The sequence below is a fragment of the Flavobacterium sp. B183 genome (genome assembly GCF_023539155.1).
In the GTDB taxonomy this organism is placed as follows: domain Bacteria; phylum Bacteroidota; class Bacteroidia; order Flavobacteriales; family Flavobacteriaceae; genus Flavobacterium; species Flavobacterium tructae.
The window spans coordinates 1459822-1479354 of record NZ_CP097434.1 but is presented as its reverse complement, the minus strand read 5'-3'; the positions used below and the strand labels follow the sequence as shown (position 1 = coordinate 1479354).

Here is a 19533-nt window from a genome sequence, read left to right as displayed (position 1 = left end):
TCAATTGTTAATTATTCATTTTCAATTATGAAAGGACCCTTATTTTACTCAAAAATATTACTCTTTGGAGAATACGGAATCATCCGTGACTCTAAAGGACTTTCTATTCCTTATAATTTTTACAACGGTGCTTTGAAAAAAAACGAAGATCCTTCGGCAGAAGCAATGGCATCCAACGCAAGCTTAAAACGTTTTGCAGCTTATCTTGAAACTTTACAAACAGAACAGCCGGATTTGGTTGCTTTCGATTTGACGGCTTTAAAGAATGATGTAGAAACCGGAATGTATTTCGATTCCAGTATTCCACAAGGATACGGAGTGGGAAGCAGTGGTGCACTTGTTGCCGCAATTTATGATAAATATGCTACTCATAAGATCACCGTTTTAGAAAATCTGACCCGCGAAAAGCTATTACAATTAAAGAATATTTTCGCTCAAATGGAAAGTTTCTTCCACGGAAAGAGCTCTGGTTTAGATCCTTTAAACAGTTATTTAAGCATTCCTATTTTAATCAATTCGAAAGATAACATTGAAGCAACCGGAATTCCAACTCAGAGTTTTGACGGAAAAGGGGCTGTATTTTTGTTAGATTCAGGAATTGTAGGCGAAACCGCTCCGATGGTTAACATTTTCATGGAAAGTCTGAAAGACAAAGGCTTCCGTACTATGCTTAAAAATCAGTTTGTAAAATATACCGATGCTTGTGTAGAAAACTTTTTACATGGTGACATGAAATCGTTGTTTACTAATACTAAAAAGCTATCAAAAGTCGTTTTAAACAACTTCAAACCAATGATTCCGGAACAATTTCATGGGATCTGGCAAAACGGAATTGACACGAATGACTACTATCTGAAACTTTGCGGTTCAGGAGGTGGCGGTTATATTCTGGGCTTTACCGAGGATTTGGAACGTGCCAAAGCATCTTTAAAAGATTATAAATTAGAAGTCGTTTATCAATTCTAAATCCCGTCTTTTAAAACTCGCTTTCTTTAAATAGACCTTAAAAGTTTAAACTTATGAATAGTATTTTAAAGATTATCAAAGCGACTTTTTCAGGAGGAATTCTATTTTTAACACCTTTAATTTTATTAGCGACACTTTTAGAAAAAGGATTTAGTATTGTTCAAAAAATCACTGTTCACTACACGAAAGTAAAGTTTTTAGCATTGGTTATTGAAGAGGTTTCTGTCATTGTCTTTACCCGCTCTGCAACCGGATCACAACTTTTCCTTTTCGACTCCTGATGCTTCAAATTCACTGGGAGTCTGTCTATGTTTTGTAGAAGGAGATCCTAAAAACAAGTCTAGAATTAAAACCTGAAACCAAACTCAAAAAATGTTAAGCAGACAGCACAAACTTTTAGTAATGAAAATTGTTAGTTTGTTCTCCGTAGTGAGAGGCTATAACATCCCGATTATTGTTTTGGCTCAATACTTATCCTCTATTTTTATACTGGCCCCGGAAAAAAGAGCACTGGATATTTTGTTGGATTTCAATTTGTTTTTAATCGTTTTTGCTTCCGCAATCACTATTGCTTCAGGTTACATTATCAATAATTTCTACGACAGCCAAAAAGATTTAATCAACAGGCCTAACAAATCAATGTTAGACAGATTAGTCAGTCAAAAAACAAAACTATCCGTTTATTTTACCCTCAACTTCATTGCGGCCTTAATGGCACTGATTGTTTCCTGGCGTGCTTTTTTATTCTTTTCCGCATACATTTTCCTCATTTGGTTCTACTCTCATAAAATAAAAAAATTCCCTATTGTTGGTAATCTCTGTGCGGCCTTCCTGGCAGTAGTTCCATTCTTTGCTATTCTGTTATATTTCTACAACAAAATTTCATTTGAAGAAATCGAGAATCATATGAGTCATTTCATGGTTATTTCATCTCACGCGATTTTCTTGTTTTTATTGTTGCTCATTCGGGAAATGATAAAAGATCTGGAAAATCTCAAAGGTGATCTAGCTAACAATTACAGAACAATCCCAATACTTTACAACGAAACGGTTTCCAAACAAATCATTACAGTTTTAACGATCCTGACAGTGGTTCCGGTTTATATTTTAATCAACATTTACGATGTGGGTTATATGGACATTTACTTTTATGTCTGTTTTGGTGTATTGCTATTTTTCCTGATTTATTTGTGGAAATCAAACTCTAAGGAACAGTTTTTACTATTACACAATGTCTTAAAATTCCTGATTGTTTCGGGAGTATTTTGCATCGTATTAATTAATCCAGCTGTCTTATGGCATGGAAAAAATTTATTACTAAAATCTTAACGGTTTAATAGCTCATTTTTGCCCTTTGTTTTGCTTTCACAGTGCAAAATCTCCATAGTGCAACTTTCAAAATGCTAAAAAAAAGAGAATTGTAACACTCTTATAACTCTAAAAAACAACAGCTATCAATCTAAGAACAATGAACTTAGGATTATTTAGCAAGAATAAACTATCTTTGCACAAATTACAGAATTTATGAACAATAAGGAAGGCAATAATAAAAGAGGCGGTTCGAGACCAAATAGCTCAAGACCAAACTCTAACAAGCCAAAACCTCCTATGGCAAAACGTGCTCAAGGGCCGAAAAAGGTGAAACCTGCTGTTAAGGCTGCCGAAGAAGAAAAGGCGCAGAAAATTAAAAAACAGAATCAGGCTCCAAAAAGACAAAAAGCTTCAGACGAAATTCGTTTAAACAAATACATTTCAAATTCAGGTGTTTGTTCTCGTCGTGATGCCGATATATACATTCAGTCCGGAAATGTTAAAGTAAATGGAGTTCCAGTAACTGAAATGGGTTATTTAGTAAAATTAAATGATGTTGTAAATTTCGACGGCGTTACTTTGACTCCTGAAAAGAAAGAATACATCTTATTAAACAAACCTAAAAACTTTACCACTGCTCTTGACGAAGGTCAGGAATATCGTAATGTTTTAGAGTTAGTTCGCGGTTCTACAACGGCAAAAATTGCTCCGATTGGAAGAATGGACAAAAACACAACCGGTTTATTGCTGTTTACTAACGACACGGACATGATTCGTAAATTTACTTTACCAAATCAAAAATCATCTAAAATCTACCAGGTTTCTTTAGATAAAAACTTGAAATTTGAAGATTTAGAAAAAATAAGTAAAGGCTTAGTTCTTGACGGACACCGTGTTTTCGTGGAAGAAATCAGTTATATTGAAAAAGAAGCAAAAAGTGAAGTAGGTCTTAAATTACGTTCTTCGAATGTAAAAGTAGTACGTGCTATTTTCGAAAACTTTGACTATGATGTGTTGCGTATTGACCGTGTATCATTTGCAGGTTTAACTAAAAAGAATTTACCGAGAGGTAACTGGCGTTTTTTAACTGACCAGGAAGTTATCAACTTGAAAAACGTATAAGAAACTACTCAAATTGATTTAAATATAAATCCTGTTTTACACTGTAAGACGGGATTTTTTTTTAGAAGCTGAAAAAGTTATGACCGAATAAGGTAAAAATAGACCTTCCTATAGATTGGTTTTTTTCTTCTACTGTTTCGTAACAGGAAAAACCGAGGATAATTTTGATTCCGGGAGGAATACTGTTTAAAATATCTCTTTTTTGATCTTCTAAAAGCAATTTTAAACTCTCTACTATTTGGATGTTATTCTTAAGATAAGAGACGACTAATAAAGTAGAAAAGTTAAGAATCTCTCGGGCTGTTTCACTTTTGATTCCAACTTCATTAGAAATCATTTCAGAAATCCTGCCTTTTTTATTGGTAAATATTTCTTTCAGCAAACTATTCCCTTCTAATCGATAACAATCATCAACTGATAAAATACGTCCTGATGTAAAATCGACTTCCTGATAGAAAGTGGAATCATCCTGCATCATTGAAGTAATTCCTTTGTAAAAATCCGACTCCTCCGCCCTATTGTACAACCCCATTAAAACCGTACCTATCGAAACATCAATTCCTTTAATTAAAAGTGCATCATTTTCAAAATAAAACTTGTTCAACTTTGAAACAACATTAGAAGAAATAAAACGTCTAAGTTCAATTTGTAGGTTAGGAGTCATATTTAACTTGTTTGAAATTATTTAAATCCGTTAAAAATAATCGACGAAGTGAGGCTTTTTATCGTTTATCAGGATAAAAATATAAAATATTCTAACATTTCCAAAAAATAAGTTAAATGGTGAATTGTAGCTTAAACAGTTGTTAAACATAAAAATCCCGAACCTCCAGTAAACATAACCCATTCGTTATCAAAACAAAGAAAAATCCTCTCAAAAAAAATCACATTTTTTTGATAAAAAATTAAAAAATAAGAAAAAGCTTAAGGATAAATACGCGATTTAAAACAGTAATACGCGATTTTGCCAGACAATGCTAATAAAAATACCCAGGAAAATAATGCAGCATAAAAAATTTACAAAACTCGACGCCAAAAACCCTAAAACGGATCCTGTTGCCGCTTTCAGTGCTCTTTGATGATTGGTCGAATCGTAAATCAACTCTCCAACAAGAGCCCCAACAAAAGGCCCGATAATTACTCCAAAAGGAATAGGAGCAATAATACCAACAATTAGACCAATGTTCGTTCCCCAGACCCCATATGAACTACCCCCAAATTTTTTAGTCCCTTTTGCCGGAATGATATAATCAAGAATCGTAATTACAATCGTTAACAAAAGTGTAATGCCTAAAACCCAATAATTGTTTTCAACCGCCTTGGTCAGGTACAGCAGTAACAACCCCACCCAGCAAGATGACAATCCGGGTAATACAGGCAGAAAACTGCCAAAAATCCCAACAATCATGCATATAAATCCAAGCAACAACAATAGTAAATCCATGTCTATTTTTTTGTAAATTTGATCTACAAACTTTCTAAAGGAACAAATTAATGCGTCAATTTTTGCAATTTATCTCCTGTAGTTTTCTGATCCTTGTCATCAATAGCAATTTGCATGCCCAAACTAAAAAACTCTCAATAGACGACAGACTTCTGCAAGACAGCATTTATAAAAGTAATAAGAAAAAAGTGCTCAACTTTTCGATGAAAGATTTTAATACTTTATTCTTCGAATATTTTAATCGAAAAAATGATCCAAATATTGTATTAAGCAAAACGGAGTACTACAATTACACCGTTCGAATTGCTGCTTTTTCTGACCGACTAGCTTCTTTATATCCTGAAGAAAAAGAAGTTGCGGCAAAAAACAAAGAAAAATGGCTGTCGGAAAATTATGAAGATTATTTGCAATTCAAAGCTTCTCAAAAAAAATAATTGTATTTTTATATTCTAATTTATTTATTCAATCCAACATCAAAGTCTTGAAGAAGTTTTTCCTTTTATTCGTAATTCTATTTTTCCATTCTTGTCAATATTTTGAGAAGAAGGTTCCGTCTGAAAAAGAATTACTCCAAAAAGAACTAAAATCGATTAACTGGAAAGAAGTTGATGAATTTCCATCTGTTGCCAATTGCGAAAAAATTACCGATAAAAAGCAACGTCAACAATGCTTTTTTGAGGTAATGGCACAACTTATTCAGGAAAAACTGGATATTGACACCCTTTCCATACTCTATCCTGAACTAGACACCATTGAAGTAAAAGTGACCGTTTTTCCAAACTCAACAATGAAATTCGAACCTCAATTTCCTAAAGATTCTGTTGCCTACGACACTATTAAAATCGATAGTATTCTACATGCCCGCCTGGTCGATTTCCCTAAAGTAAATCCGGCACTTAAACGTGGAATTCCGGTAAAAACACAATTTATCTTACCTGTTATTCTCAAGGCAAAAGAAAAAAAATAGTTGTTTTCTCGTTTATATAGGAGAGATTCTATTTCGTAAACTTTCTTCCCTTCCATTCATAAGAGCCAAACAAGCTGTATAAAGCCACAGCCGAACTAAAAAAAGGATACAACAAACTACTTAAGAACAAACTTTTTATTTTGTCTTTCACTAAAAAACGATTCGTAGCATAGAGTAAGATATAATCGATTGCGAATTTTGAAAAAGCCAACAAAACAAAAAAGTAATAAGGCAAAATCGAAAAAACAACACTATAAAACCCTACTACAAAACTCAAATTTCCTAAAAAAACAATAAGCCCTAATAGCTTTCCAAAACTGCTTTGATACGAACTTGTTTTGGCTGCCCAACGAACCCTTTGATAAAATAAGGTCTTCCAGTCCTCCGTTGGTTTTGTGTTTACAATTGCGTCTGTCCCTTTTAAATAGTGAACTTCATCAGGAAATAAACCAACCGCTTTTTGCAGTAAAAACACATCATCTCCACTGGCAATTTTGCTATTCCCTTCAAATCCATTTAAATCTTCAAACAGCGATTTAGTGTACGCAAAATTGGCTCCGTTGCACATAAAAGCACTTTGAAGTCCAAAACTTCCAATAGTAGCACCTTGCAGACTCGTTAAATCCAATTGCTGAAAATGATGCAAAAAAAAGTTCTCACATTCGTACGTTACAGCTCCTGCCAGCATCGAAACCTTATTTTGCTGAATGTAATTATCAAATGTCAACAACCAATTCTCAGGCACCAGGCAATCGGCATCTGTAGTAACAACCCAACCCGTTTTCACCAACTGCATGGCAGTCGAAATAGCATCTTTTTTGGGAGAATTCGAAATCCGGACATTGTCAATTTGTGAAACTTGAAACTTGAAACTTGAAACTTGAAATTTCTCCTTAGAATTATCATCTACCAAAATAACTTCAAACAAATCATTAGGGTAATTCAGTTTTGAAAAACTTTCTAAAAGGTTAGGTAAGTTCTCTTCTTCATCCCGAAACGGAACTATAATTGTAAAGCTTGTTTGAGGTTTCAAATCTGTATTTTGGTACTTTTTTACTTTAAAAAAACCATAAACAAGCAAACCAATGGTAATCAAATAAATACCTAATATGACAGACAAAACCCAAATCATTCTGCTGTTTTGGTCTTAAAATTTAGTACATAATAAGCTCCTATAACAACCGGTAAAACCACATTAAGAAACCACATCAACGTGCTGATAAAAACTACAATCCACTCGTTTACCCCTAAAATTCCAAAGAAATAAATCGCAACACTTCCTTTTACCGCAAAATCCAGAAACTGAAAAGTAGGCAGTGACGAAGCCAAAAAGTAAACTACAGCAATAGTAGCAATTAGTGTAAAATAAGGCAAATCAACATCAAAAGCCAAGAACAAAAAGTAATACTGATGTGAAAAGACCAAATACCGTAAAATTCCTAAAACAATATTCTTACGGTGAACTGATTTTGGGATTTCATCAATCTTATGTATCAATTTCTCGATTGAATATCCCTTAATTTTTATTTTCTTCAGAGAGAACAGAACAACCAAGAGCAATACAAAGCCTCCAAACAAAACGGCAACCGTTTGAGTTGTAATAATCTCATATTTGGCATTGAAATACAATAACCCAAAAATCCCGAAAATCACCGTTAAGATCATCTGGATTCCGTTGCAGATCAGGTTTAAGAAAATTACTTTCTTTGCCTCTGATTTCAGATAATACAAGGCTTTTCCGGCGTACTCTCCTACTCCGTTTGGCGTAAAAATTCCGGCTGTTAAAGCTGCCAATACCTGTTTTGTGGCTTCTCCTAAAGAAATCTCATGAATTACTTTAGCTAGATTTTGCCATTTCAGGATCTCGAAATAACGATTCAAAACGCTCAAAAGTAATATAAACCCAATTCCTAATACAGACTGATTTTTACGAAACAGTATGATGAATTTTTGCCAGTCCAATTGATCATTATGCGCCAACTGATCATAAATAAAGTAAAATGCACCTCCTACAATCAAAAGTTTGATTAGAAGAACAAGGAATTGCTTAGCTTTGTGAGGAATTGAAATCATGCTGCAAAGTAAAGCAAACTATTACGAAAAAGCTATTTCACAAAGATTCTCTGAGCATTCACAAAGACACACGAAGAGAATCAAAAAAACTTTGTGAATCTCTGTGTTAACTTAGTACAACTTTGTGTAACCAAAATAAAAAAATTGACAAAAGAACGCATCATATTAGGTATTGACCCGGAACAACAATTATGGGTTTCGGATTAATTAAAGTCACCAATAAAAAAATGGAATTTCTGCAGCTTAACGAACTGCAATTATCCAAATACGACAATCATTACCAAAAATTAAAAATCATATTTGAGCGTACCATCGAACTAATAGAAACACACCATCCGGACGAAATTGCGATTGAAGCTCCTTTCTTTGGCAAAAACGTTCAATCGATGCTGAAATTAGGGCGTGCACAGGGTGTTGCAATGGCAGCGGGACTCTCGAGAGGGATTCCGATCACAGAGTACGAACCTAAAAAGATCAAAATGGCGATTACCGGAAACGGAAATGCCAGTAAAGAACAGGTCGCAAAAATGCTCCAGCAGCTTCTTGGACTAAAAGAATTACCCAAAAACCTCGACTCAACAGATGGTCTTGCGGCTGCCGTTTGTCATCATTTTAATTCCGGTAAAGTTATTGCCGGTAAAAGTTATTCGGGTTGGGATGCTTTTGTGAAACAAAATGAAGAACGAATTAAAAAATAGTTTTCAGTCGCAGTCACAGTTTACAACTAAAAAATACTGAGACTGAAAACCGGGACTGAAAACTGAGACTAAAATCATGAGCGGCATCTACATCCATATCCCTTTTTGCAAGCAGGCTTGTCACTATTGCGACTTTCATTTTTCGACTTCAATGAAAAAGAAAGACGAAATGGTTTTGGCTTTAGCCAAAGAAATTATCTTGCGAAAAATGAATTGAACCTTACTGACTCCGCTCGAAGCGACAATCAAATAGAGACCATTTATTTTGGTGGTGGAACCCCATCCGTTTTGAGTAATGACGAGATCAACTTTTTAATCGAGAACGTTTACAACAATTACAATGTTGCAGAAAATCCGGAGATCACACTCGAAGCCAATCCCGACGATTTATCTCCCGAGCGTATTCTGGAATTATCTAAAAGCCCTATAAACCGTTTAAGCATTGGAATTCAGTCTTTTTATGAAGACGATTTAAAGATGATGAACCGCGCTCATAATTCGGTGGAAGCCAAAAAATGTTTAGAAGAAGCAACAAAATATTTCGATAATATTTCACTGGATCTGATTTACGGAATTCCCGGTCTTACTGACGAAATGTGGAAACAAAATATTGAAACCGCTTTAAGCTTCGGGATTCCTCATATTTCGAGTTATGCTTTGACGGTGGAGCCCAAAACGGCTTTAAAAAAACTGATTGACACCGGTAAAATTGCAGAACCACAAGACGAAGCAGCTTCCAATCATTTTATGATTCTGGTTGACACACTTGAAAAAAATGGTTTTATTCACTACGAATTATCCAACTTTGCAAAGGAAGGTTACTTCTCCAAAAACAATTCCGCTTATTGGCTTGGCAAAAATACATTGGAATTGGACCTTCGGCTCATAGTTTTGACGGCCACAAAAGAGGCTGGAATGTGGCGAATAACGCTTTGTATCTAAAAGCAATTCAGCATGATGAGCTTCCTATTGAAACAGAAATCCTGACTGTTTCAGATCGTTATAATGAATATATTATGACGGGGCTACGAACCATTTGGGGCGTTTCTCTGGAAAGAATTGAAAACGAATTCGGATCGGAATATTTGAATTATTTACTAAAACAATCTCAAAAATTCTTAACCGATGATTTGCTTTCAATTGAAAACAATATTCTTAGGCCAACTTTAAAAGGAAAATTTTTAACGGATGGAATTGCAAGTGATTTGTTTTATTTAAATTTGGAAGAATAAAAATTGAACGCTGATAAAACGGATGCAAGCAACGCTGATAAAAATCCGCAAAAATCCGCGTTAGAATATCTGTAAAATCCGTGTTCCATTATGCTAGCACTTATTGAAGGCAAATATCAAATCGACTTATCAAAACCCATTGATATTTCAATTCCGTTAACCAATACAGACGAAAACCCGATTGCCTGGTACATCGAAAAACCAGTCATTGAACCGGTCGTTTTTGGTGACTGGATTGGAAAGGTATCTGAAGGGAAATCATCTACTAATTTCAATAATATTTTCTTCAACCCTCACGGCCATGGAACGCATACAGAGTGTTTGGGGCATATTACGAATGACTTTTTCAGTATCAATCAGTGCTTAAAGCAATTTTTCTTTACTGCCCAACTGATTACAGTTGAACCCGAAAAAATGGGTGATGATTTAGTAATTACAAAAGAACACATTTCGACTTCGCTCAATGGGACAAATGGCTCTACTTCGCTCAAGGGGACACATGATTTGGCTTCGCCCACCAAAACAATTGAGGCTTTAATTATTAGAACGCTTCCAAATCAAAAGGATAAAAAATCAACGAAATATTCCAATACCAATCCGCCCTATTTATCAGAAGAGGCCGCAATTTTCATCCGTGAAAGCGAAATTCAGCATTTATTAATTGACTTACCAAGTGTTGACAGAGAACATGATGAGGGCAAATTACTGGCACACAAAGCGTTTTGGAATGTAAAAGACACCCACAATCTAAATTCCGACGCACGATTAAACGCAACCATTACCGAAATGATTTTGTTTCGGATGAAATCGAAGATGGAGCCTATATACTAAATCTCCAGATTGCTTCGTTTGAAAATGATGCAAGTCCAAGCAAACCAATATTATTTCAGATTTCAAATCTTACAAGGTAAAATCTTAAATATAAAATCGAACCTCTAAAATGATAACAGTTTCAACAGATAAGAGCAAACTTGATGTTCCGTTTATTCAAAATTTCCTGAAAGACATTTACTGGGCCGCCGGAAGAACTATCGAAGAGGTGCAAACAACGATAGATGCTTCGGTTTGTTTTGGTATTTACCTTAATGACAAACAAATTGGTTTTGCAAGAGTCATTACAGATTATGTTGTTTTTGGCTATGTAATGGATGTTTTATTACTGAAGAACAACGTGGCAAAGGATATTCTTCTGTTTTGATAGAACACATGATGAACGATCCACAGCTCAAAAACATTCAGATTTGGAGATTAGCCACCACTGACGCTCACTTTTTATACGAGAAATTTGGTTTTAGTGCTTTACAACATCCCGAAAAAATGATGGAAAAGAAAATATCATGAAAACAATACTCAAACTTGAAGAACTGGGAATGTTTATTCTCGGAATCTATTTATTTAGCCTTTTAAGCTATCAGTGGTGGTGGTTTTTAGTCTTCATTCTGACTCCTGATTTTTCTATGATTGGTTATGCATTTAATTCCAAAATTGGTGCTTTATCCTACAACCTGTTCCACCATAAAGGAGTTGCAATAATAATTTATATATTAGGCTGTTATTTAAAAATAGAATACATCCAACTTATCGGAATCATTCTGTTCTCTCATGCTGCAATGGATCGTTTTTTCGGTTATGGTTTGAAATATCAAAAAGGTTTTAAGTATACACATTTAGGTGAAATTGGTAAATAAAAAATAATATGAATCTGGAAACGTACTACGAATATTGTCTTTCAAAAAAAGGAGTTAGCGAGCACTTCCCTTTTGACGAGGACACTTTGGTTTTTAAAGTTGGCGGAAAAATGTTTGCATTATCCTCCTTATCACAATGGGAAAAAAACGAACCCTCGGTTAACTTAAAATGTGATCCCGAACGTGCTCAGGAACTAAGAGCCGAATATGAAGAAATCAAACCCGGATTTCATATGAGCAAAGTGCACTGGAATACTATCGCTCTCAACGGAAGTTTACCAACCGCTTTCCTTAAAGAATTGATCGATCATTCGTATGAATTGGTTTTCAAAAGTTTGACAAAGAAAATTCAGAATGAAATTATCGAATTAGAAAATTAGGCATTACATTTGCAGCATAAGACCAAAAAACTAGCAACTCAGTTACCATGTAACTTAGCAACTTATCAATCATGAAAGAACAATTTAAAAAATTTCTGAACGAAGAACAAGACCCTAAAGCGATTGAAAAAATCACTTCGAAACTCAATGATTTATTGATGAAAAACGAAGAAATCGGGTACATTGCGGTTCAAAAAAAACCTGCAATAACTGTTTTTCCGGATAGCATAATCTTAACCAACAAACGTATTATTATCTGCAAACCTAAAAACTTAGGTTTATCAATGGATTTTACAGATTATACCTGGGATGATATTGCGAGCACTTTTGTAAAAGAAAATATTTTAGGTTCTGAATTTTCATTTGGCACCAAAACTGATCTGACCATCTCAATCGATTATATTCCGAAAACTCAGGCCAGAAAAATTTATACTTATGCTAAAGAGCAATTGGATTTGTTAAAAAATCCTGCAGCTTCTGAGACTCCAATAACTGAAGCAACACCAATCGTTGAAGATGATTTTGAAGACGACGTAGAAGAAGTTGAAACAGAAGAAGTGACCAGTTTCGCCGAGATTTTGCCAGCTGCCGCTACTCCTTATGAAACTTTTGAACCTATTCAACCCGCTCCAACTTCTACAGGAGAACGTAAATTAAGCGACTTATCCAAAGAAGAACTTTTTGATAAACTGCAGAATTATAAAAAACTACTTGACAATGGTTTAATCATGCAAGGAGAATATGACACTTATAAGAAAGAAATTTTAAGCTATATGTAAGATGTAGTTTATAAAATATGAAAAGTAAACTGTAAGAAGTGAATTAACTTCTTAATCAAAATAAAAAAGTCTTAAGTTCAGATCGAACTTAAGGCTTTTTTGAATGAACATTTTTTAAACTGAGATTTATTGATCAATTTTCCTTCATTAGAGAAAGTTTTGTCAGAATTTATATTGAGAACTTTTCTATCCTACTTTTAAATCCTTTTACAATTTTAGTATTTTTAATTCTACCGATTATAATAAATCCATTAAAATAAATTATGAAAAAAATCACTTTATTATTTACCGTATTTGCTTCTCAAATAAATTTTGCGCAACAAATTTCTGATGTTGGCTCATTAAAAATTATAAATGATGATGTACATCACACTTTATTTAATAGCGGAGGAGTCGCAAGAATGGACATGGGGTTCGATGGGACTAAAGGATTTATAAAATTTGGGGCCCATACGGGAAACGGTCAACGTGAAAACATTCTTTATATGAGAGGAAGTGATGGAAATGTTGGCATTGGAACTGAAGATCCATTTTATAAATTAGACGTTAAAGGAACAATATATTCAGACAAATTGTATGTTGGTAAATTCGATGTCACAAATGATGGAATTTATAATACTACCTTTAGCAGTGGAGGAATCGCAAGAATGGACATGGGGTACGATGGGACTAAAGGATTTATAAAATTTGGGGCCCATACGGGAAACGGTCAACGTGAAAATATCCTTTATATGAGAGGAAACGACGGAATATTGGTATTGGTACCGATAGTCCTGATTCAAAACTTGTTGTAAATGGTGACGCAAAATTTAAACACAATTTATTTATTTCTGGATTATCTGGTGGATATACAACTGGAGATAATCCATCTTTATTTTTTGGGGTAAATAGTGATTTTGCAAAAATTAATATTCCGTTTGGAGATAAAATGATATTATCCTCATACCATGGATATACCTTTAATACTAGTTTTAATGGAACCACAGCACTTCCGGCTCTAACTATTGGCATAACAGGTAATGTAGGCATTGGTATAACAAATCCAAATAACAAACTAGATGTAAAAGGAATCATTCATTCTCAAGAAGTAAAAGTAGATATGTCTGGCTGGTCAGATTTTGTGTTTAAAAAAGAATACAATTTACCAACGCTTGAAGAAGTTGAAAAACATATCGCAGAAAAAGGCCATTTAGAAAATATTCCTAGTGAAAAAGAAGTTTTGAAAAACGGAATTAATCTTGGCGAAATGAACTCTAAACTTCTACAAAAAATAGAAGAAATGACGCTCTATATGATTGAGCAAAATAAACGTATGAATAAATTAGAAAAAGAAAATCAGGACTTAAAAAGGAGGTCAATTCTATAAGAAATCATCAAAAAAATCTTTAGTTTAATCTCTATGACTCTCTAGTACAAAAAAGCCAGAATAGAAATTCTATTCCGGCTTTTTTACTTTATGACTTTAGACCTTCGACTTTACGGCTTACAAAGTAGCTTTCTGCTTCTCCACAAAACTATTCGATTGCAGTTCCAGTAACTCTTTAGCATTTTTACGCTGTAAATCAAAAAGACCTCTGTCTCCGGCAATATCAGCATATACTTTATCGTGCATTTGGGCACTGGTTTTCACTAATAGTTCACGCTGGTATTTATTCTGTTCCAAAGTCGCTTTCATAGCTGTTTCGGCCTCTTCCTGTTTGAAGTCAAACTCCCCTTTTGGAGCTAATAATTTTGCTATAATTGGAGAAGTTTCAATTGCCAAAACAACAGCATGATAAAAAATGAAGGAAGCCAAGGCAACTTATTCAAGGCATTAATGCGCGCCATTAATCCGTCAAAACCTTCAATGATCGGTTGTGTCTGTGTGACTTTTTTATCTAAGTCAGCCTGTAATTGTTTTCCTGTTTTTTCTTTCTCGGCAATTTTTGCTTCGTTAATAGTCTTTAAAGCAGCAAGCTCTTTTAAAGCTGCATCGTGTTTATCACGTTTTTCCTTATAAACCGGTCCTTTCCCCAGTTTCTTTGTTCCCGAAGTCCCTTCAGCTTCTGTGATATAAGTAGAGTACAAAGCATTTACTTCTTTTTCTTTTGTCAGAATATCATTTTTCAAAGCAGCAATCTCAGCTTTATTCTTATCTAAATCTGATTTGAAATAATTGCCTACCTGTTTTTTGTTTGCCAATTCCATCTCATTTTTTTCCTTCAATAAAACGGTATTGATTTCTTTTTCGAAAATTTTAATTTCCAAAGGTTTCGAAATTACAATTGCAATAATAATAGCCAATATAATTCTGGGAGTCGCCTGAATAAATTCATCCATAAAACGATCTCTTTTTTAATCGTCGAAACAATAAATCGGTCCAGATTAAAGATGAGCAAGCCCAGACAAATCCAAAGGCTAAAGCCGGATAAAGAGAGTCAAAAACGGTAAAAAGCGCATAAGCACTGGCCAGAAAAGCCATAACGGCAGTAAAAAAAACGGTGGCGCCAATACCAACATATTTGGTTTGTTCGCCATTTGAACAGCCTTCGAGCAGATCCCGATCGGCTCCGGAGCAAAGGATAAAAAATTGTTTTAACATGATTGATGATTTTTGATTGATGATTATTTCGTCAGTTCGCCCTTTGGGCTCCTGTGACAGCGCAAATTTAGCGCCAAAAAATTAAATTCTAAGTTAAATAGTTCATTTCTTTTAAGTTGGGTTCTTAAAAACATTTCTCATTTAAATGTTATTTCAACATTAATCTATTTTTAATGTAAACGACGAATCATAACACTATGTTAATTTTTTCAAGTCCTTTAATAACATTCAGGTTCTAGTTTCGCAGCAAATCAAACTAAAACACAAATGAAAAAAATTTATTTAGTAATTACACTTCTGTTTTTTGCCTTGTCAGGTTATGCTCAAAAGGCTATAATCTCCGGAAAAGTGCTGGATACAGATGACAAACTTCCTTTACCGGGAGCAATGATTCAAATTGTAGGTGAGAACAAATACACTGTTACAGATTACAATGGTCATTTTGAATTGCTTAGCATAAATGCAGGAACCTACCAGTTACAAGTAAAATATATTGGATACACGGCTCTCACAAAAGAAATTACAGTGGAACAGGGTAAAAACAACGTAATTGATTTTGCACTTAAAACTTCGGGAACTGAATTGAACGAAGTTGTGGTGGGAGATATCTTAAAAGGTCAGGCAAAAGCCCTGAACCAACAAAAAAACAACAAAAACATTGGAAACGTAATCTCTTCTGACCAAATGGGGCGTTTTCCGGATGCCAACGTTGGGGATGCCTTAAAACGTGTTCCGGGAATCACCATGCAAAACGATCAGGGTGAAGCCCGTAACATCATTATCCGTGGACTTGCTCCTTCATTGAACTCTGTTACCTTAAATGGAGATCGTATTCCATCGGCAGAAGGAGACAACAGAAATGTACAAATGGATTTGATCCCATCTGATATGATTTCGACAATTGAAGTCAACAAAACCTTAACTTCCGATATGGATGCAGATGCTATTGGAGGTTCTGTAAACCTGATCACAAGAGCTACACCAAATGGAGAGAGAATTTCTGCAACACTGGCGGGAGGTTATCTGCCAATTCGCGAACACGCCTCTTATACAGCCGGACTGGTTTATGGAAATCGTTTTCTCGACAATAAACTGGGAGCCGTTTTCAGCGGATCTTATAACAATGTGAATTACGGATCTGATAATATTGAGAACGAATGGGTAAAAGATAAATTCGGAAATGAATACTTGCAGGCATCCGAGATTAGAAAATACGATGTACAGCGTATTCGTCGCAGCGGATCTGTGGCATTAGATTACAAATTTGATGAAAATAACACCATTTTTGCCAATGCCATTTACAACTGGAGAGACGATAGAGAAAATCGTTTCAGAACTACTTACGATGATATTCAGCCCATTTATAATGGTGGACAAATTACAGCTTTTAAAGGCCGTGTAAAACGTCAAACCAAAGGCGGATCTGACAATAATCGTAATAAAAACAGCCGTTTAGAAGACCAGCGTGTTCAGAATTATTCGATTCGTGGAGAACATTTAATCCACTCTAAACTGGATTTAGACTGGTCTGCCAACTATGCAAAAGCCAGAGAATACCGTCCGGAAGAACGTTATATCGAATACCGTCAAAAAGGTTTGGACTTAACTCAGAATCTATCTGATATCGAATTTCCGTTAATCGCAACCACCGGAGAATCTCTGGACAAATTCAAGTTCCAAACGGCTACCGAAAATACAAACGAAACCAGCGAAAGTGAATTTGGAGCAAAAATTAATATCCGTTTCCCTTTTACTATTATACCATCTCAAAAAGGTAGATTAAGAACCGGACTCCGACTTCGATTGAAAGAAAAAGAAAGAAACAACAATTTCTTCGCCTACACACCAATCAATACTGATATGGCTTTGCTGTCGCAGATTCCAAACAGTTTCTATGACGGTCAAAACTTTAATCCGGGAAGTAAATATGTTCCGGGTAGTTTTGCTTCGGCTAACTTTTTAGGAAGTTTAGATTTAAACAACGCTGCGTTATTCAACAAAAAAGCAGATCCATCAGAATTCTTAGCAGTAAATTTTAATGCTAAAGAAAACATTTATGCCGCTTATGTAAGATGGGATCAGGATTTTAACGATAAACTGTCTATGGTTTTAGGTTTTCGAGTAGAAAACACTCATATTGATTATACCGGAAACCGTGTTCTGGATGAAGAAAAATTAGAAAGTCAAATTAACACGACCAATTCTTACACTAATTTATTGCCAAGTATTTCATTCCAATACAACGCGACCAAAGATTTAGTTTTAAGAGCTGCCGCTACAACCGCTTTGGCCAGACCGGACTATTATGCTCTGGCCCCATATGTAAACAATATTGCTGCCGAAAAAGAAATTACAGCCGGAAATCCGGATCTTGACGCCACCTACTCGTACAATTATGATTTCATGGCCGAAAACTATTTCAAGTCTGTCGGATTAATTTCTGGAGGTGTTTTCTATAAAAAACTGGAAAATTTCATTTACAATTATAGCGACAACCAGTACACTGCTGCAAAATTTGCTGCTGATTTCCCAAACCAGGCAAATCCAATTCCGGCAGGTGAAAACTGGTCGTTTTTACAATCCAGAAACGGAGACACTGTTGATGTTTATGGCTTTGAAATCGCTTTTCAGCGTCAGTTGGATTTCCTTCCGGGGAAATTCCTTAAAGGATTTGGTATTTATCTGAACTATACCTATACCAAATCTAAAGCAAAAGGAATCGCGGATGAAGAAGGTAATGAAAGAAACAATATCAGTCTTCCAGGAACCACACCGCATATGTTTAACGGTTCTTTATCGTGGGAAAACAAACGTTTCTCTGCCAGAGTTTCAACCAATTTCACTTCAGATTATTTAGATGAATTGGGTTCAGAATCTTATAAAGACAGTTATTACGACAAACAGTTTTTCTTAGACGCAAACGCTTCATTCAAAATTACATCAAAGCTTCGTCTTTTTGCTGAAGCCAACAACTTGACCAATCAGCCTTTGCGTTACTATCAGGGAGTTAAAACACATACCAAACAAGCAGAGTACTATCAGGCCCGATACAATTTCGGTTTGAAACTTGACTTATAATAATTTACACCTAAAATCCTTACATTAGACAGAGCCTAACGGTTTCTGTCTAATGGTATTAAAAATCGAATCCATAATGAAAAATAAAACGATACTCGCCTTTATACTTTTAAGCACTTTATTCGTCGCTTGTAAAGAAGACAAACTGGCACCCGTAGCTGCAAATGCTGTAAAACCAACCGTTGTTACCGAAGCCTTGCCTCACGATACAGATGATCCTGCGATCTGGATTCACCCAACAGATTCTTCGAAAAGCATTATTATTGGAACGGATAAAGATACAGATGGTGCTTTGTACGCTTTTGATTTAAAAGGAAAAATCATTGCAAAATCTGAAGTGCTAAAACGCCCGAACAATGTTGATATCGCTTACGGCTTAATCGTAGATGGAAAAAAAGTTGATGTTGCTGTTACTACAGAACGTGAATCAAACAAAATAAGAATTTTTACTTTACCTGATTTAAAAGCAATTGACAACGGTGGAATCGCTGTTTTCGAGGGTGAAGAATTACGCGATCCAATGGGAATCGCTTTGTATACCCGAAAAACCGACGGAAAAATCTTTGCTATTGTAGGCAGAAAATCAGGACCATCAGGAAGTTACTTGTGGCAATACGAACTTTCAGGAAATGGAAAATTTGCTACAGCAAAAGTCGTTCGGAAGTTTGGTGCCTACAGCGGGAAGAAAGAAATCGAGGCTATTGCAGTAGATAATGAACTAGGTACTATTTTGTATTGCGATGAACAATTCGGAATCAGAAAATACAAAGCCGATCCTGCCTTAAACGACAACAAAGAACTCGCCATTTTTGGAAAAACTGGTTTTAAAGGAGACAATGAAGGAATCGCAATTTACAAGAAAACAGATTCTACCGGATACATTCTGGTCTCCAACCAGCAAGCAAACACTTTTATGGTGTACCCGAGAGAAGGAGCAAATGGCAATCCGAATAGCTACCCGCTTTTGGCAGAAATTCCAACATCGACTATTGAATGTGATGGTGCCGATGTTACCAGCATCAATCTAGGCGGAAGCTTTAAAAATGGCCTTTTCGTAGCGATGAGCAACGGAATGACTTTTCATTACTATACCTGGGATTTGATCCAGAAACGTATTGATGAAGGCAGGAAATAGTTTTTTTGTTTCAAGTTTCATGTTTCATGTTTTTGCTAAACCATAAAAACCGGAATTTTATAAGTCTTGTCACATTTCA

General features: G+C 35.2%; 19 protein-coding genes and 4 pseudogenes. 18 read left to right on the top strand and 5 right to left on the bottom strand.

Annotated features, from left to right (window positions below):
* The first annotated feature begins 27 nt into the window (after window positions 1-27).
* The 4 genes from M4I44_RS06770 (at window position 28) to M4I44_RS06755 (ending at window position 3399) form a co-directional block, all read left to right on the top strand.
* Window positions 28-966, top strand: a complete 939-nt coding sequence (locus M4I44_RS06770) for a mevalonate kinase (RefSeq protein ID WP_249966869.1) — start codon at window positions 28-30, stop codon at window positions 964-966.
* A gap of 53 nt (window positions 967-1019) precedes the next feature.
* Window positions 1020-1247, top strand: a complete 228-nt coding sequence (locus tag M4I44_RS06765) for a hypothetical protein (RefSeq protein ID WP_249966868.1) — start codon at window positions 1020-1022, stop codon at window positions 1245-1247.
* 91 nt (window positions 1248-1338) lie between these two features.
* Entirely contained in the window at window positions 1339-2295 is a 957-nt protein-coding gene (locus M4I44_RS06760; protein ID WP_249966867.1) for a geranylgeranylglycerol-phosphate geranylgeranyltransferase, read from the top strand.
* Window positions 2296-2490: 195 nt separating this feature from the next.
* A complete protein-coding gene (locus M4I44_RS06755; RefSeq protein WP_017494756.1) occupies window positions 2491-3399 on the top strand; it encodes a pseudouridine synthase in 909 nt (302 codons plus the stop codon).
* A 61-nt stretch (window positions 3400-3460) separates the two neighbouring features.
* On the opposite strand, the gene M4I44_RS06750 is transcribed toward M4I44_RS06755, so the two are convergent.
* Together M4I44_RS06750 and M4I44_RS06745 are read right to left on the bottom strand one after the other, a co-directional pair.
* Window positions 3461-4063 (bottom strand): DUF937 domain-containing protein, encoded by a 603-nt coding sequence (locus M4I44_RS06750; protein WP_249966866.1) that lies wholly within the window; start codon window positions 4061-4063, stop codon window positions 3461-3463.
* A 279-nt stretch (window positions 4064-4342) separates the two neighbouring features.
* A complete protein-coding gene (locus tag M4I44_RS06745; protein WP_026109795.1) occupies window positions 4343-4843 on the bottom strand; it encodes a DUF456 domain-containing protein in 501 nt (166 codons plus the stop codon).
* Between the two features lie 50 nt (window positions 4844-4893).
* On the opposite strand from M4I44_RS06745, the gene M4I44_RS06740 reads away from it, so the two are divergent.
* The gene (locus M4I44_RS06740) at window positions 4894-5277 is read left to right on the top strand and encodes a hypothetical protein (protein WP_017494753.1); all 384 of its coding nucleotides are present in this window, start codon (window positions 4894-4896) and stop codon (window positions 5275-5277) included.
* A gap of 47 nt (window positions 5278-5324) precedes the next feature.
* Window positions 5325-5810, top strand: a complete 486-nt coding sequence (locus M4I44_RS06735) for a hypothetical protein (protein WP_017494752.1) — start codon at window positions 5325-5327, stop codon at window positions 5808-5810.
* Window positions 5811-5838: 28 nt separating this feature from the next.
* On the opposite strand, the gene M4I44_RS06730 is transcribed toward M4I44_RS06735, so the two are convergent.
* Together M4I44_RS06730 and M4I44_RS06725 are read right to left on the bottom strand one after the other, a co-directional pair.
* Entirely contained in the window at window positions 5839-6942 is a 1104-nt protein-coding gene (locus M4I44_RS06730) for a glycosyltransferase (protein WP_249966865.1), read from the bottom strand.
* Entirely contained in the window at window positions 6939-7883 is a 945-nt protein-coding gene (locus M4I44_RS06725; protein ID WP_249966864.1) for a hypothetical protein, read from the bottom strand. The genes M4I44_RS06730 and M4I44_RS06725 overlap by 4 nt, the downstream gene beginning before the upstream one ends.
* A gap of 144 nt (window positions 7884-8027) precedes the next feature.
* Here M4I44_RS06725 and ruvC point away from each other — a divergent pair.
* From ruvC to M4I44_RS06680, 10 genes and pseudogenes are all read left to right on the top strand, one after another.
* Window positions 8028-8581, top strand: a pseudogene (ruvC, locus tag M4I44_RS06720) (crossover junction endodeoxyribonuclease RuvC).
* Between the two features lie 76 nt (window positions 8582-8657).
* Window positions 8658-9813, top strand: a pseudogene (gene hemW / locus M4I44_RS06715) (radical SAM family heme chaperone HemW).
* 90 nt (window positions 9814-9903) lie between these two features.
* A pseudogene (locus M4I44_RS06710) lies at window positions 9904-10724 on the top strand (cyclase family protein).
* A gap of 29 nt (window positions 10725-10753) precedes the next feature.
* Window positions 10754-11011 (top strand): hypothetical protein, encoded by a 258-nt coding sequence (locus tag M4I44_RS22605; protein ID WP_371922995.1) that lies wholly within the window; start codon window positions 10754-10756, stop codon window positions 11009-11011.
* On the top strand, window positions 11008-11154 hold the full coding sequence (locus tag M4I44_RS22600) for a hypothetical protein (protein WP_371922994.1): 147 nt from the start codon (window positions 11008-11010) through the stop codon (window positions 11152-11154). The genes M4I44_RS22605 and M4I44_RS22600 overlap by 4 nt, the downstream gene beginning before the upstream one ends.
* Window positions 11151-11501 carry a DUF4260 domain-containing protein gene (locus M4I44_RS06700; RefSeq protein ID WP_249966863.1) on the top strand — a complete coding sequence of 117 codons (351 nt, stop codon included), beginning with the start codon at window positions 11151-11153 and terminating at the stop codon, window positions 11499-11501. Before M4I44_RS22600 ends, M4I44_RS06700 begins: the two co-directional genes overlap by 4 nt.
* 8 nt (window positions 11502-11509) lie before the next feature.
* Window positions 11510-11881, top strand: coding sequence for an MmcQ/YjbR family DNA-binding protein (locus tag M4I44_RS06695; protein WP_017494743.1), 372 nt, complete (start codon window positions 11510-11512; stop codon window positions 11879-11881).
* Between the two features lie 71 nt (window positions 11882-11952).
* The gene (locus M4I44_RS06690) at window positions 11953-12660 is read left to right on the top strand and encodes a PH domain-containing protein (protein ID WP_017494742.1); all 708 of its coding nucleotides are present in this window, start codon (window positions 11953-11955) and stop codon (window positions 12658-12660) included.
* A gap of 263 nt (window positions 12661-12923) precedes the next feature.
* Complete coding sequence (locus M4I44_RS06685; protein ID WP_249966862.1) at window positions 12924-13454, top strand: hypothetical protein; 531 nt, start codon at window positions 12924-12926, stop codon at window positions 13452-13454.
* Between the two features lie 134 nt (window positions 13455-13588).
* A complete protein-coding gene (locus tag M4I44_RS06680) occupies window positions 13589-14026 on the top strand; it encodes a hypothetical protein (RefSeq protein ID WP_249966861.1) in 438 nt (145 codons plus the stop codon).
* Window positions 14027-14143: 117 nt separating this feature from the next.
* Here M4I44_RS06680 and M4I44_RS06670 read toward each other — a convergent pair.
* Window positions 14144-15241 (bottom strand): annotated as a pseudogene (locus M4I44_RS06670) (DUF4407 domain-containing protein).
* 267 nt (window positions 15242-15508) lie between these two features.
* Between M4I44_RS06670 and M4I44_RS06665 the strand changes: the two are divergent.
* A complete protein-coding gene (locus tag M4I44_RS06665; RefSeq protein WP_017494741.1) occupies window positions 15509-18319 on the top strand; it encodes a TonB-dependent receptor in 2811 nt (936 codons plus the stop codon).
* A 76-nt stretch (window positions 18320-18395) separates the two neighbouring features.
* On the top strand, window positions 18396-19454 hold the full coding sequence (locus M4I44_RS06660) for a phytase (protein ID WP_035745995.1): 1059 nt from the start codon (window positions 18396-18398) through the stop codon (window positions 19452-19454).
* Window positions 19455-19533: the final 79 nt, after the last annotated feature.